Origin of the sequence: Pseudoalteromonas sp. 1_2015MBL_MicDiv (assembly GCF_002407505.1) — a bacterium.
Classification (GTDB): domain Bacteria; phylum Pseudomonadota; class Gammaproteobacteria; order Enterobacterales; family Alteromonadaceae; genus Pseudoalteromonas; species Pseudoalteromonas fuliginea.
In genome coordinates this window covers 553011-568549 of record NZ_CP012738.1, presented here as the reverse complement: position 1 = coordinate 568549, position 15539 = coordinate 553011, and the positions used below count along the sequence as shown (strand labels likewise).

The following is a 15539-nucleotide window of genomic DNA, read 5'->3' as shown; positions in this document are numbered from 1 at the left end:
AGCATGCTATAAACTAGTCTTGAAAGCCGTTTTTTGGTATAACTCCTCCATTAGTAACACATGTCAGACCACCTTAAGAGAACATACTATGCCTTACGCACATATCACTGGTTGGGGTAAATGCATTCCACCAGCAAGCATTAGCAACGATGAAATTAGTGAAATAGTTGATACCACCGACGAGTGGATAACCACGCGTACTGGCATTAAATCTCGCCGAGTGAGTCATGTAAGTACCGCTGAGCTGGCAACCGTTGCTGCTAAGCATGCTATTGCGTGCGCAGGCATTGATCCTAAAGATATTGATTTAGTGATATTAGCAACCTGTACACCTTCTACTGTTGTGGCAAATACCGCCTCACAAGTGCAAAAAAATATTGGTGCAACAGGCGCTGCCGCAATGGATACAAACGCGGCATGTTCGGGCTTTTTATATGCGTTGCAAGCTGCTACAGCACAAATTCAAGCGGGTATGATCAAAAAAGCAGTCGTCATTGCCGCTGAACGTATGACCTGGTATGTAAACTGGGCACGTCGCGACAGCGCTGTTTTATTTGGCGATGGCGCAGGTGCAGTAATACTTGAAGCTGCCGATACGCCAGCGGGTTTACTTGGTTCCAAAACCGGTTGTGACAGCGAAGACCGCGATATTTTACACATCACCAACTTTGGTAGCGATTTAAATAAGTATGAACCAATTGGCCCATCTGATTTATTATTTGAAGGTCGTGAAATTTTTAAACGTGCTGTTAAAGGCATGAGCGAAGCGTGCGACGATGTACTTAAACAAGCCGATTTGAGCCTTGATGACATTAATGTACTCGTTCCACACCAAGCTAACTTACGTATTATTCAAGCTATTCAGCATCGTTTAAAAGTACCTGACGAAAAAGTAATGGTTAACATTGGTGAGTATGGTAATACCTCTGCTGCGACTATTGCTATTGCGTTATGTGAAGCCGTTGAGCAAGGGTTAATTAAACCGCATTCAAATATTATGTCTGCTGCATTTGGTGCAGGCCTTACGTGGGCTGCAAGTTACATAAAGTGGGGCGAACGCGTAACGCCTATTAGTGTAAGTGATGCTGCTTTACCGCCGTGTGATAAAACCGGTTTAGAACTTGTAGCACCGGCCGTTAGAGCATGTAAAGAAGCGCAGCAAAGCTAACACAACATGTAGTAAGCAACATATAAAACGCACTTATTTAAGTGCGTTTTTGCTTTTTAAGGAATTAAATTTGAAACTTTTCGGTATTCACCACGCTGCGATTATTTGTAGTGACTATGCACGTTCTAAACACTTTTATAGCAATTTACTTAAACTTAACGTTATTAATGAGCACTTTAGAGCTGATCGTAATTCATATAAATTAGATTTAGCCATGCCCGATGGTAGCCAAATAGAGCTATTTTCGTTTGATGGATCGCCCGCAAGACCCAGCTATCCCGAAGCACAAGGCTTAAGACATTTAGCTTTTAAGGTCGCGGATGTACAGATTGCAAAAACGTATTTAGAGTCGTGCGATGTAAACGTTGAGGATATTAGAGTGGATGAAATAACCGGCAAAAAGTTTACCTTTTTTGCCGATCCAGATAACTTGCCACTTGAGCTTTATGAGGTTTAAAACTCATAAGCTCAAGTTCTTACTATTGAATCAAAAACTTATTTATTAAAACGATTTTGTAAGTAGTTAAATACAGCACGAATACCTAATGCTTCACCACCCGTTGGACGACCTGGTAATGCACGTAAGTTCCACGCCATTACATCAAAATGTACCCACGGTGTTGTTGGTTCAACAAATTCTTTTAAGTAAAGCGCTGCGGTAATAGCACCACCAAACGGTGTACTTGCACAGTTTGCCATATCGGCTACATCACTTTTTAGTAAGTTTTTGTATTGCTCAAACAGCGGAAGTTGCCAAACAGGATCATGGACACTTAAACCTGCATCAATAATACCGTTTGCTACATCGCGCTCTGTTGAGAAAAAGCCCGGAAGCTCCGTGCCTAACGCAACACGACATGCACCCGTGAGGGTAGCAAAATCAATAATTAGCTCAGGATTATCGTTTTGTGCTTCGCTTAATGCATCACACAATACTAAGCGCCCTTCTGCGTCGGTATTATCAATTTCGACCATAATGCCTTTGCGTGTTTTAACAACATCGCCAGGGCGAAATGCATTTCGCGATACCGCATTTTCAACAGCGGGTACAAGTACACGTAATCTAATTGGTAAGTTAGCTGCCATAATAAGCTGCGCTAGTGCAATTACATGCGCGGCGCCGCCCATGTCTTTTTTCATGTTACGCATGCCAGAGCTTGGTTTTAAATCAAGTCCGCCTGAGTCAAAACATACGCCCTTACCGACTAGTGTAATTAATGGAGCATCTGTTGCACCCCATTTTAAATCAAGTAAACGCGGTTTATTTTCGCTTGCACGACCCACCATATGAATAGTCGGGTAGTTTTGCTCTAGTAACTCATCGCCAACCCACTGTGAAAATTCGCCATTGTAAGTTGCAGCTAAATCTTCCATTACTTGCGATAAATGTTGCGGCATCATATCTACCGCTGGAGTATTTACTAAATCACGTGCAAGTGTAATGGCATCAGCTTGTTGGCTAATGCGTTCATATAACGCTTTATCGCTAATGGCTAATTGCGCTTTTGCTGTTGGTTTTTCTTTATATTCACTAAATTCGTAACCACCAAGTACAAACCCTAAAGCAACCTGCTCTACAAAAGCGCTGTCGCCTTGAATTTGATAAGTACCTGTAGGAAGTGTATTTGCTAAATTACCCGCAGCCCAAAAATCATCGCTGCTTTGCATTAAACAAAATACCTGGCTTAACTCGCCAGTGTTAGCATCGGGAATAAGGGCTAGCCCTTGCTTTTCAAAGCCCGTGTTATTTAACCAGTTTTGTATAAATGCAGGTTGCTGAGTTTGCCAGTCAGATAATTCGTTTTTTAAAATAAAAGATAAAGGAATACCAGAAGATGTATGACGTAGTAATGCACTCATTAAATAGCTCGTATAATATAAAAATGGTACTTAAGAGCATATCAATAAGCGCACCTAAAAGGTATCGCTAATTTAACGGTTTGTAAGATTACTTTTTAGTCTGTTTTTTTTGAGTTTCTTTTTGATTTTCTTGATTAATTTCTGCGTCGAGCTCTTTAATTGATTTGTTCATGTTAAAGGAGCTAGGTAGTACATCCACCCCAACTAAACTTCCTAATTTAACCACTAAGGGAATAGTGATAGGCGCAAATGGTAATACAGCAAATACACCCAAGCCAAGGCCCTTTAAAATATCGACAAATTGTTCGTTGGCACGCTTTAACTCAGCTTGATTTGTTTGTCCTTGCGTATAGCGCCTATAGATAGAAAGCATTTCTTTTGTTTCTTGTTTTTCTTGGGCGAGTGCGATTTTAAGCGCCACCATAGCACGGCGAAAACGCAGCTGTTGGCGTTTTTTACTAATTTTAACTACCCGCCAAGGTGCACGGTGAATAACTTTATATAATCGCATAACATGCATTTTCACACAGGCATCCATGTTCACAAAGAATAATTTACTTGATTCGCCTCATCTACTATTATTTGCACCAAACTAGTGCCGAATAAATTTATTTCCATGTTCAAAGAAAATACTAAAAATATTTTAAAACCTGAAAAACCAAAATCTGATGAATGTTGTGGCGGAGGCTCTTGCTGCCCGTGTGTATGGGATACATACAAAGAAAAGCTTAAAAAATGGCAGCTAACACAACTCAAAATAGATACAGTTAATTAACAAAGCCGACAGTTCAACAACCTAAAAAATGCATTAACTTCCCTTAAAAACACCATATTGCACTTAATTAGTCCACTTTACTCCTTATAACGCACCACTCTAGCTGCTTTTAGTTAATTTAAACTTTTGTTATTTAATAGTTAATTAATAATTGCTCTCGTTGTTTTTTATGTATAGTCTGTAATTAGGACTTCACTAGATGTGAGCTAAAACTCTAAGGGGTCAAGTAATTAAACTTCCTCCTAACATCCACTGTATTCCAGTCCAAAAATATAAAATAAGTAATACTTACAAAGTCTTACTAAACAAAAATTATTCTAACTGGGGAAAATTAGAATGAAATTAAAAAACAACGTACTAAATCAGGCAATTAAGTTTGCGCTAGCAACCACTACCGCTGGTTTATTCATCTCAAGCTCTGCTATTGCTGCAGATGAAGAACAAGCAAAGGCTAAAGTTAATAAAAATGTTGAAAAAATTGCTGTAGTAGGTACGCGTTCAGCTCCACGTTCAATTGGTGATTCACCGGTTCCTATCGATATTATTGGTGGTGAAGAGCTTGAAAAGTCAGGGAATACTGACATGCTTGAGCTTTTAAAAGGTGCAGTGCCATCTTTCAATGTTCACCAAAACCCTATTAGTGATGCAGCATCACTTGTTCGCCCAGCAAACTTACGTGGCTTACCATCAGACAGCACATTGGTTCTTTTAAACGGCAAACGTCGTCACCGTGCTTCTGTAATCGCATTTTTAGGTGGTGGTATTAATGATGGTGCACAAGGTGCTGATATCTCAGTTATCCCTAGTATTGCAATCAAGCAAGTAGAAGTACTTCGTGATGGTGCTGCAGCTCAGTATGGTTCTGATGCAATTGCAGGTGTAATGAACTTCCAACTTAAAGACGCGTCAGAAGGCGGTAAATTAGAAGTTCGCCACGGCCAGTTCTACGAAGGTGATGGCGATACAACTCAAGTATCGGGTAACATTGGTTTACCGTTTACCGACAACGGTTTTGCTAACTTAAGCTTTCAATACAAAACAGCTGATGCAACTAGTCGCTCTGTACAGCGTCCTGATGCTGCTGGACTTGCAGCAGCTGGTGTTCAAGACGTATCGCCTTTAGCTCAAGTTTGGGGCGCACCAGAAGTCGATGATGATATTTCAATTTTTGGTAATGTTGGATTAGAGCTAACAAACGATTCTGAATTTTACATGTTTGGTAACTACTCTGAGCGCGATGTACGAGGTGGCTTCTATTATCGTAACCCTACATCTCGCCCAGGTGTATATGGTGGTAACATTCGCGATGTTAATGGTGTAAATATGCGCCGCCCTGGTGATGACAACCCAGTTGGACAAACTGCTTGGGATGCTGCTACACCTACTGTTTTAGTTGGATCTTTAGACGGTTATGACGCTCAATTAGATTGTCCAGTAGTAGAAATTCAAGCTAACGGTGCACCAGATCAATCTGCAATAGATTCACTAACTTCTGCTAACTGTTTTGCATTTAATGAAACACTGCCTGGCGGTTTTACACCTAACTTTGGTGGTAACATTACCGATACTTCTTTAACAATTGGTACTAAAGGCATGTTCACTGGTGGCTTCTTAAAAGATGCATTTTATGACATTAGTGGTACGGTTGGCTTTAATGAATCTCGCTACTTTATTTATGATACAGTTAATGCGTCATTAGGCTTAGACTCACCACGCGACTTTAGTCCAGGTAAATACTCGCAACTAGAGAAAAACTTCAATTTAGATATTTCTAAAGGATTTGATTTTGATTTAGCATACGATGTAAATATTGCCGGTGGTTTAGAGTGGCATGAAGAAACATTTACAGTAACATCTGGTGATGTAGCGTCATTTACTGCAGGTGAGTTTACTGAGCAAGGTTTTGGTATAGGTTCTAATGGTTTCCCTGGTTTTAAACCATCTGACGCGGGTGAATACACTCGCCGTAACTACGCTGCATTTGTTGATATTGAAGCCCCATTTACTGAAGATTTTTTAATGGGCTTAGCTTTACGTTTTGAAGATTACGACAGCTTTGGCACAACAACAAACTATAAAGTTATGGCGCAGTACCATGTAACGGAAGATTTAAACGTGCGCGGCTCTATTAGTACAGGCTTTCGTGCACCAACGGTTGGTCAAGCTAATGTAAGTAACGTACAAACAAGCTTAGACAATGGTGTATTACAAGATTCAGCACTACTTCCACCAACAAACCCAATTGCGGTACAATTAGGTGGTACAGAGCTTGAGCCAGAAGAATCTCAAAGCTACACGTTTGGCGCTGTATACACTATTGGTGATTTATTTTTAACACTTGATTACTACAATATCCAAGTAGAAGATCGTATTAGCCAATCAGATAAGATTAATTTAAGCCAAAGCGATAAAGATACACTTGAAGCAGCTGGCGTACCTAATGTACAGAGTCTTGCACAAGTAAGCTTTTTCACGAATGACTTTGATACAACAACACAAGGTATCGATTTAGTTGCAAACTATACAGCTGAATTAATGGGTGGTAGCTCTACATTTAGCCTTGCTTACAACTGGAATGATACTGAAGTAACTCAATTTAGTGATATTACCGGTGCATTTAAAGTTAAGCGTTTAGAAGAAGACTTACCTAATCACCGTGCTACTTTCACATTGTCTCAACAGTGGGAATCTATCTCTGCATTTGCTCGTGCAAATTACTACGGCGAATACCAAGGCGTTCACGTAGATTACGATGCAACAGCAAAAACTGCTGACGCAGCTGTAACTATTGATGCTGAAATTACTTACTTCATGAATGAGTCAATTAGCTTCTCGGTTGGTGCTCAAAACTTATTTGATCAGGATGCTGAAAAACTTGATTTTGCTGAAGCAGCTGGCGCGCCAAATAACAACTGGGGTGGTAAGTATTACGAAACATCTCCGTTCGGTATTAATGGTGGCTTTTACTACGCTAAAGCAACATACACGTTCTAATACTTTTACATAAAGAATTGGGGGCGAAATGTTAAGACATTTCGCCTTTTTTATTTTATAGTAAATAAAAAATAATATGCCCCGCTATGCTACTCAAAAAAGCTAATCAGTTACTACAACAAAACATGCTCAAAGAAGCTGAGTTTCACTATAAGACACTATTAAAAAGCAACCCTGAAAATGGTGAAGCTTTATTTGGTTTAGGCAAAATCGCATTGAGGTTAGAGCGATTTGATGCTGCTGTGTACTTACTCCAAAAAGCGTGTGAACGCATGCCTCGTATGCTTGAGCCACTGCATGCACTAGCCGATGCGTTTAATGGTGTCAACTCACCAAAAGATGCACTTACTGTGCTTGAATATGCAAAAAGTCTAGCAAATAATAACCCTGAACCTCATTACTACTTAGCTCAGCACTATTTAACACATGGCGATTTAAATAAAGCACATACCACATTTGCACACGCATTGAGTATGGGGGTTTACCCCGTAACTGCTTATATTTTATTTGAGTTAGTTCAATTAGGCCGCTTTGACAAAGAACACAACTACATAAGTAATCTGCATCATTTATTAATGCAAACAGATAATTTACGACTCAAAATGGTGTGTTATTACGCACTCGCTAAAAGTTACGATAAACTTGAAGACATTGAACAAGCATTTAATTACTTTGTACTAGCAAATAAACTACAACGAAAATTAAGTAACTTTAATACTCAAGAGCTTGAACCTTTTTACGGCGAAATAATTAAACACAATACCAATGCCTTTATGCAAAAACGTGATAAAAATTTTACAACTAATATCGCGCCTGTCTTTATTATTGGCATGCCTCGAAGTGGCTCTACCCTTGTGGAGCAAATGTTGGCAAGCCATAGTCAGTTTTCGAGCCTAGGAGAGAGTACGAGTATTAGTAATAACGCAGTTGCTTTTATCGAACAAAAAACGGGAGTTACTTACCCGCAATGTTTAGCGTATTTAACGCCGGATTTAATCAAAAAAGCCCGCGAAATGTATATCACAACATTAAAAACAGCATCGCCCATCAGCCCTTTTATAATAAATAAACTGCCAAGTAACTACCTATCTCTTGGACTTATTTATGTCCTTTTCCCAAATGCCAAATTTATAAACTTAACGCGTGACTTTAATGCAACTGCTTTTTCAGTGTTTAGTAATTACTTTGCTGAAAACGAGCCTTATTTTTGCTCTCTCGTGGAGTTTAAGCAATACCATACTTTATATGAGAAATTAATGGGTCATTGGCAGTCTCTTGAAAATATGCCAATTTACAACATGAATTACGAAGCATTAATAAACAACCCAAAAGGTCAGCTAACTGCATTACTTAACTTTTTAGGTTGTCAATATGAAGATGGTTGTTTAGCATTTCATAAGCGTACATCAGCTGTTACTACGCTTAGTAAGCATGCTATTCGAAAGCCTGTTAATAATTCAGCACTTACAAAATGGGAACGCTATAGAGCGCCTTTGCTTAAATTGCTTGATGAGAATTAGTTAACCGAATGTACTTTAAACCAATTAAGTAAATCTTTAAATTGATCATCGCGGGCACTCGGATGGGTAAGCATATTAATATGGTCGTAATCAAAATTATGCCCATGTTTACGACCGTAAATTCGCATTTGTTGAATGCCTGGCCCCGATTCGTCCATAAATTTTTGAATATCGATTGGCTGCGCTAATGCTTTATCTTTTACCGCAGCAATATGAAGTGTTGGCGGTAAATGCAGGCTGTTTAGCGCTTTTGCATAATCAAAATTATCATCAGAATCTATCCATGGCTTCTTTTTAGCCCATTGCATACTTTGATAATGCGACTTTTGAGTTTCATTATCGCTTCCCCACTTATAACCTTTAGCATTTAAATAGCCATGCTTTTTAGCAAGTAAAGGTGCCATAAAATACCAAATCAAATTGGCTTGTAATAATTTTTGAGGATGATTATTAAATAAAGAACGCTTAGAGCCAAAATACACACACGCTTTTACATCATTAATATATTCTGGAAAGCGTGCAAATACACTGTTCATCAATACCCCGCCCCAAGAGTGAGCAACCCAGTAGTCAGGCTTTTTACCTTCAATCAACTCTATTTGCTTAATAAAGGCTGGGATATCTTCTAAAATGGCCTCAGTTTGCCCGTATTTAGCGTCACTTGAAATAACCGGTTTACTATCACCTCGGCCACGTAAATCAGCCACATAACATCTATACCCATGCTCAGCCAAAAAAGGGGCAAGTCCTTTATTGGAGTGCGTGTAAAAAATTTTACCGTTTTCTACAGCTCCATGCATAAAAAATACGACAGGCCCTTGCTGATTTTCATCACTGATACGGCGTAAATGAAGTGTTTGTTGATCAGCTAAATTGATAATTATTGATTGCTGAGAAATTGCCACAGTTATTCCTTTTTATTATTTTCAACTCATCCTACCAGTAATATTAAATATACCAAAGGAAATGTCTGCACTTTACTCATCAGCATTTGTTACACTTACGTCATTATATCTGTTGTTAAAATGAAGCCATGAAAGAAAATAAAACACGTTCAAAATTACACCCTCGCAACCTACATAAAAATGGGTACGACTTCGATTTATTAACAACAGAGCACCCTGCTCTACTGCCATTTGTTATAACCACACCTACAGGTACTAAAAGCATTGATTTTAGTGATAACAAGGCTGTTAAAACACTTAATCAAGCTCTTTTAAAAGCGCATTATAATATTGATTTTTGGGATATACCCGAGCATAACTTATGCCCGCCTATACCTGGGCGTGTTGACTATATTCACTACTTGGCCGACCTATTAAGTGATGATAATCAACAACAAATACCTCTAGGTAGGCAAATTAAAGTGCTTGATATTGGCACTGGCGCTAACTTGGTTTATCCACTTACGGGTACAAGTGAATATAAGTGGCATTTTACAGGGACTGATATTGACGCAGCCTCAGTAAAAATAGCAAAGCAAATTGCGCAGTTTAATGGTTTAAAAATAACCCTAAAACAACAAAAAAACGCATCACATATTTTTAAAGGCGTTATTAATCAAAAAGATCTATACCATTTAACGCTCTGTAACCCGCCGTTTCATGCAAGTGAAGAAGAGGCAAGTAAAGGCAGTGAACGTAAATGGAAAAACTTAGGAAAAACACCCAGTAGCACGCTTAATTTTGGTGGTCATAATAATGAATTGTGGTGTGAAGGCGGTGAAGTACAGTTTATCTCTAATATGATTAAAGAAAGCGAAGACTTTGCAGAACAAGTACTGTGGTTTACGTCGTTAGTCTCTAAAAAAGATAATATTGCAGCGCTTGAAGAAGTGTTAAAAGCTCACCCAATAGCCGAGTATAAAATAGTTGATATGGCACAGGGTCAAAAAATTAGCCGCTTTATTGCATGGAGCTATTTTGATAAAGAAACTCGTGAACAAATATGTAGCGAGCTTGATTAAGCTATAAAAGGAAAAGCAAACCATGATAGATTTTCGCTCTGATACGGTTACAAAACCAACAAAAAAAATGCGCGATATTATGTACAACGCACCGGTTGGTGACGATGTATATGGTGATGATGAAAGCGTTAACCAACTAGAAGCCTATGCGTGTAAACGTTTTAATTTTGAAGCCGCACTTTATTGTAGCTCTGGCACACAAGCCAACTTACTTGCGTTAATGGCGCACTGTGAGCGAGGTGACGAATACATTTGTGGCCAAAATGCTCACAATTATAAGTTTGAGGGTGGCGGCGCAGCTGTATTAGGATCTGTTCAGCCACAGCCTATTGAAAACGAAGCTGATGGCAGCATCCCTTTTAGTAAAATAGCGGCGGCTATAAAACCAAACGATTGCCATTTTGCAAAAACGCGATTGCTCAGCTTAGAAAATACCATTGGCGGAAAAGTACTCCCGCTTGAGTACTTAGCCCAAGCACGTGACTTTGTTAATACGCATAGTTTAGCGCTGCACTTAGACGGCGCACGTGCTTTTAATGCCGCTGTTGAGCTAAAAGTTGATATTACTGAAATCACAAAGCACTTTGACTCAGTTTCTATTTGTTTATCTAAAGGTTTGGGGGCCCCCGTAGGCTCTTTATTATTAGGCTCACTAGCACTTATTAATAAAGCAAGACGATGGAGAAAAGTACTTGGTGGCGGTATGCGCCAAGCCGGAATGCTTGCAGCCGCTGGGCAGTTTGCACTTGAGCACAATATAGAGCGCTTAAAAGACGATCATGAAAATGCACGTTATTTAGCTCAACAATTAAGTGAAATCAGTGGTTTTACTGTCGATATGACTAACACCACTAATATGGTTTACGCAACTTACGCTGGTAATATAAGCATTGAAGAGGTTGCTAAAGCCCTTAAACAACAAGGTATATTATTTAGCCCAAGCAAGCAGCTTAGGCTAGTAACGCATTTAGATATTACGCGCGAAGATATTGATACATTCCTAAATGCTTTGTCGGCCCATATTTAACGCAGCTTTATAATGTTTGCGGCATACCGAAACATATCGGTCATTGCCGCCAATTTCGACTTGGTTACCATCGGCTATTGCTTCACCATTTTCATCGGTACGCAGTACATGGTTTGCTTTACGTCCGCAGTGGCATACAGTTTTAAGCTCAATTAACTTATCAGCCCACGCTAGCAAATATTGCGAGCCTATAAATAACTCGCCTCTAAAGTCGTTACGCAAGCCATAACACAATACCGGTATACCTAATTCATCAACTACATCGGTTAATTGCATTACTTGTTCTTTTGATAAAAATTGGCATTCATCAACCAATACACAATGGCGTTTTTTATCATTATTGAGTGATTGAATAAGATCAAAAACATCTTTACTAGCATCAAAAACATGCGCATCTGCTTGTAAGCCAATACGAGATGATACTTTACCCACACCTAGCCTATCATCAATGGCTGCGGTGAGGATCACAGGTTCCATACCACGCTCTTTATAGTTAAATGCCGATTGTAATAACGTGGTTGATTTACCTGCATTCATTGCAGAGTAGTAGAAATATAATTGAGCCATTGCTGTGCCATTTTATAAAAAGTGCGCTTATGCTACCTTAATATTAAATTAATACCAATTCACATTAGCCCTTCATGTTTTAATAACCACCGTTTTCTATCCAAGCCTCCCGCATAACCCGTTAACTTTGCGTTAGCACCAATGATCCGATGACACGGAACAATAATACTAATCGGGTTTTTACCATTCGCAGCGCCTACCGCTCTCACTGCTTTGGGGTTGTTGAGTTGATTTGCAATATAACCATATGTTTGCGACTCCCCAAAAGGAACTGTTAATAACGCCTGCCATACACTTTGTTGAAATACTGTACCGTTTGTATCAAGTGGTACCTCAAAAGTAGTGCGTTTTTTTGCAAAATACTCGTTCAATTGCGCAGCGCAAATAAGCACCGCTTTGTTAGTAACTTGCTCAAATGGCGTATGAGAGTGCTCAACTGGTGGATAAAACCCAACATAACTCACACCTTTATCGGTTGCTTGAATAATAATGTCGTCTATTGGGCTTGGTATTTTTGTTTGAATTATCATTACAATTGCTGCCAAAGTTGAAACGTTAAATAAGAGCGAAAAGGAGCGCAATGAGCAGGCTCAAAAGGGTTTGCTGCCGCTTGTGCTTTTTTAATCCCTAAGTCGCCATCAAGTAGTATATCGGGTTGGCTTTGTCCTCGCAGCTTTGCATAGTTTACCGTCCAAGGGCCAATTCCTTTTAAACTAAGCCATTCGTCTAAATCATCATTTTGAGGGTTTAACGCACAAAATTGCGCTAAGTTATGCAGCGCATTTTTACGCGCCTGTGGCATTTTAAAAAATGTAAAATCACTATTAGCAACAATTTTAGCCGTAGGAAAATAAATGGCATCGCCCTTTTTTTCGCCTAATTCATCAACTAACTTTGTTACTAAATTATGCGCCGCAGTAACACTTACTTGTTGCCCAAGTACCGCCCTTATACCGGCTTCAAAGCTTGACCAAATTCCTGGAAGCCTGAGTCCCTCGCACACTGTAAATGCATTGTTTGTATTAGCGCTTAAATGCGTTTCAATTAAATTAATATCGGCATCCAAATCAAGTACACGACGTATATTATTTATTACTGGTTGCAGATGACGCGTATTATCTATGTCAATAAACACCCTAAAGTGGTTTCTACTCGCTATAAATTCAGCGGTAAAGCTTCCTTTATATTCCTCACTTGCAAAAGTACGCCCGTAACTCGTTTGCGTTATCCACTCCATTGGTTTTATCAAACGCCTTTGTAAAAAACACTGCAAAGCAGGCCAATTATAAGGCGGCCTAAATGGTAAAGTTAATGTGAGTGTTGACGTTGGTTTTTTATCGCCACTGCGCAGCTTCGAGGGGGCTATATTTAACTGCTGTAAAAATGCATCATTAAAGCGCCTAATGCTTTTAAAGCCAGCGGAAAAAGCTATTTCTGTCATTGGTAGGTTTGTTTCTTGAATCAGTTTTTTAGCAAAATGGCATTGATTGAATAACCTGTATTGTGTAATAGACACACCAAAATATTGTTTAAATAAACGTCTTAAATAGCGACTACTAATACCTAGACGACCTGCTAATTTTTCGCAGTCATGTTCATCATTTTGATCTATTAATTGTTTTGCTCTCAACGCGGTAGTTTTTGTCCCCTGCCACGCTGCACTACCAGGTGCACTATCAGGTCTACATCGAATACATGGCCTAAAACCATCTTGCGCTGCATTGTGCGCAAACTGATAATAAGCCACATTCTTTTCATGAGCCGTTGGTGCCGGACAAATTGGTCGGCAATATATTCCAGTGCTTTTAACCGCTACATAAAAAAGACCATCAAAACGAGGGTCTCGACTTTGACGTGCTTTTTGCCAATGTAAAAATTTCATAAACGGCTCTACAAACTAATTTAATAGAGCCTAGCTTATAGAAAATAAACTGTATTACTAGCCATATTCGGCACTTAACCAATAGCAACTAAATAGCGATTTTGTACTTCAGCCCAATTAACCACATTATAAAAAGCAGCAATATATTCAGGGCGCCTATTTTGATATTTTAAATAATACGCATGCTCCCACACATCAAGGCCTAATATAGGTGTATTACCTTCCATTAATGGACTATCTTGATTAGTACTGCTTTGTATAACTAATGACCCATCAGGTGCTACACATAGCCATGCCCAACCACTGCCAAATTGACTCACAGCCGCTGCAGTAAACTTTTCCTTAAATTGATTAAAACCACCAAGCTGCTCATTAATTGCTTGTGCCATAATATCACTTGGCTCTCCTCCTCCGTGGGGACTCATGACTGACCAGAATAAGCTATGATTTAAATGCCCACCAACATGCTCCTGCACTGCTTTTTTTAAATCATTTGGTAAGCCATTAATCTCTCTCAATAACTTTTCGGCATCTAAATCAGCAAACGGTGTATTCGCTAAAGCAGCATTAGCTTTATTGATATAGGTTTGATGATGTAAAGTATGATGAATATGCATTGTTTTACCATCAATATGAGGCTCAAGCGCATCGTACTCATAGTTAAGTGCAGGCAAAGTAAAAGCCATAAATACTCCTTTTTCTTTTAAATTAGTGCAGTTGATTGTTTGTAGTACTCTCTGAGCATAAGCAAAAATTTACTTGCTCAATAAGTTCGGGTAAAGAGGGGTAACGACGTGCAAATGACACAAGCTCAGCTGATGTTTTAAGATAATGATGCTTACTTACCTTTTGTACATCGTAATGAGTGTGCTTAATAAGTGGAGATAATGATAAGTGAACTTCACATAACCATTTACATGCATTTTCAGGTTGCTGCATTGCAATATAGGTATCAGCTAAATTATGGGAGGCAACAACAAGTGCAGGAATACAATGTTCAATAGCATAAATGACATTAGTATTAATTTGCGCACATAAGAATTGTTGTAATAGATGGCCAGCGAGTGTTTTAGCTAATAAGTACTTGTCACGCGCTTCAAGTAGTGCACCTTGCTCAAAGGCATAATTGCCTTGCATGATGTTTGACTGCCAAGGGCTCAATGCTTGCTCAAGATAAAGTAAATCAGGTTGCTGCTGTTTTTGTCCTAAGATCATAAAATCATCTATGCGTTTATTTAATATGCTATTAACTTACACACCATAAAACGCAAATGCAAATGATTTTCATTATCTACTTTGCAAAATTAATTAATTCATCTCCTGCTAATCGGTAAATAATCCATTCATTTTGCGCTTTAGCACCCATGCTGTCGTAAAAATCAATGGCCGGTTTATTCCAATCTAAAACCACCCATTCAAACCGACCACAGTTATTGTTAATCGCTTTGTTAGCTAAGTGTTTCATAATTACTTTTCCTGCGCCTTTCCCACGGCTATCTGGACTTACGTATAAATCCTCGAGATATAAGCCATTCTTACCTAACCATGTAGAGTAGTTATAAAAATAAACAGCAAAGCCTATTGGCTCATCGCCATCCAAACAAATAATACTATGTGCTGTCGCCCCTTCACTAAATAATGTATCTAATATGGCTTGTTCATTTGTTTTTACTGCGTCTGGTTCTTTTTCATAGATGGCTAACTCGTTTATAAAATGTAAAATCGTTTTTGAATCACTTGGTCGCGCATCACGAATTTTAATTATTTCACTCATATACTT

Annotated in this window: 16 protein-coding genes; 7 read left to right on the top strand and 9 right to left on the bottom strand. The window is 38.9% G+C overall.

Going from position 1 to position 15539, the window contains the following annotated elements; genetic code table 11:
- Positions 1-88 precede the first annotated feature (88 nt).
- Together AOR04_RS20040 and gloA2 are read left to right on the top strand one after the other, a co-directional pair.
- Entirely contained in the window at positions 89-1168 is a 1080-nt protein-coding gene (locus AOR04_RS20040; protein ID WP_096794465.1) for a ketoacyl-ACP synthase III, read from the top strand.
- Between the two features lie 70 nt (positions 1169-1238).
- Positions 1239-1625, top strand: a complete 387-nt coding sequence (gloA2, locus tag AOR04_RS20035; RefSeq protein ID WP_096794464.1) for an SMU1112c/YaeR family gloxylase I-like metalloprotein — start codon at positions 1239-1241, stop codon at positions 1623-1625.
- A gap of 38 nt (positions 1626-1663) precedes the next feature.
- On the opposite strand, the gene AOR04_RS20030 is transcribed toward gloA2, so the two are convergent.
- Positions 1664-3028, bottom strand: a complete 1365-nt coding sequence (locus AOR04_RS20030; RefSeq protein WP_096794463.1) for a leucyl aminopeptidase family protein — start codon at positions 3026-3028, stop codon at positions 1664-1666.
- An 88-nt stretch (positions 3029-3116) separates the two neighbouring features.
- The gene (locus tag AOR04_RS20025) at positions 3117-3539 is read right to left on the bottom strand and encodes a hypothetical protein (RefSeq protein WP_033023082.1); all 423 of its coding nucleotides are present in this window, start codon (positions 3537-3539) and stop codon (positions 3117-3119) included.
- A gap of 105 nt (positions 3540-3644) precedes the next feature.
- Between AOR04_RS20025 and AOR04_RS20020 the strand changes: the two genes are divergently transcribed.
- From AOR04_RS20020 to AOR04_RS20010, 3 genes are all read left to right on the top strand, one after another.
- Positions 3645-3803: an oxidoreductase-like domain-containing protein gene (locus tag AOR04_RS20020; protein WP_096794462.1), complete on the top strand. Its 159-nt coding sequence runs from the start codon at positions 3645-3647 to the stop codon at positions 3801-3803.
- Between the two features lie 336 nt (positions 3804-4139).
- A complete protein-coding gene (locus tag AOR04_RS20015; protein ID WP_008133838.1) occupies positions 4140-6797 on the top strand; it encodes a TonB-dependent receptor plug domain-containing protein in 2658 nt (885 codons plus the stop codon).
- A gap of 86 nt (positions 6798-6883) precedes the next feature.
- A complete protein-coding gene (locus AOR04_RS20010; RefSeq protein ID WP_096794461.1) occupies positions 6884-8317 on the top strand; it encodes a tetratricopeptide repeat-containing sulfotransferase family protein in 1434 nt (477 codons plus the stop codon).
- Here AOR04_RS20010 and AOR04_RS20005 read toward each other — a convergent pair.
- Entirely contained in the window at positions 8314-9222 is a 909-nt protein-coding gene (locus AOR04_RS20005; RefSeq protein WP_096794460.1) for an alpha/beta fold hydrolase, read from the bottom strand. The two genes, AOR04_RS20010 and AOR04_RS20005, sit on opposite strands and share 4 nt — an antisense overlap.
- 128 nt (positions 9223-9350) lie before the next feature.
- On the opposite strand from AOR04_RS20005, the gene rlmF reads away from it, so the two are divergent.
- Both rlmF and ltaE read left to right on the top strand, forming a co-directional pair.
- Complete coding sequence (gene rlmF / locus AOR04_RS20000; protein ID WP_096794459.1) at positions 9351-10283, top strand: 23S rRNA (adenine(1618)-N(6))-methyltransferase RlmF; 933 nt, start codon at positions 9351-9353, stop codon at positions 10281-10283.
- Between the two features lie 22 nt (positions 10284-10305).
- Entirely contained in the window at positions 10306-11310 is a 1005-nt protein-coding gene (gene ltaE, locus AOR04_RS19995) for a low-specificity L-threonine aldolase (RefSeq protein WP_096794458.1), read from the top strand.
- On the opposite strand, the gene AOR04_RS19990 is transcribed toward ltaE, so the two are convergent.
- The 6 genes from AOR04_RS19990 to AOR04_RS19965 form a co-directional block, all read right to left on the bottom strand.
- Entirely contained in the window at positions 11284-11877 is a 594-nt protein-coding gene (locus AOR04_RS19990; RefSeq protein ID WP_008133830.1) for a thymidine kinase, read from the bottom strand. The two genes, ltaE and AOR04_RS19990, sit on opposite strands and share 27 nt — an antisense overlap.
- Before the next feature lie 59 nt (positions 11878-11936).
- On the bottom strand, positions 11937-12407 hold the full coding sequence (locus AOR04_RS19985; RefSeq protein ID WP_096794457.1) for a methylated-DNA--[protein]-cysteine S-methyltransferase: 471 nt from the start codon (positions 12405-12407) through the stop codon (positions 11937-11939).
- Complete coding sequence (locus AOR04_RS19980) at positions 12407-13759, bottom strand: DNA-3-methyladenine glycosylase 2 family protein (protein ID WP_096794456.1); 1353 nt, start codon at positions 13757-13759, stop codon at positions 12407-12409. The genes AOR04_RS19985 and AOR04_RS19980 overlap by 1 nt, the downstream gene beginning before the upstream one ends.
- Before the next feature lie 74 nt (positions 13760-13833).
- Positions 13834-14445, bottom strand: a complete 612-nt coding sequence (locus tag AOR04_RS19975; RefSeq protein ID WP_096794455.1) for a superoxide dismutase — start codon at positions 14443-14445, stop codon at positions 13834-13836.
- A gap of 22 nt (positions 14446-14467) precedes the next feature.
- Positions 14468-14974: a hypothetical protein gene (locus AOR04_RS19970; protein WP_007375592.1), complete on the bottom strand. Its 507-nt coding sequence runs from the start codon at positions 14972-14974 to the stop codon at positions 14468-14470.
- Between the two features lie 76 nt (positions 14975-15050).
- Entirely contained in the window at positions 15051-15533 is a 483-nt protein-coding gene (locus AOR04_RS19965) for a GNAT family N-acetyltransferase (RefSeq protein ID WP_096794454.1), read from the bottom strand.
- Positions 15534-15539: the final 6 nt, after the last annotated feature.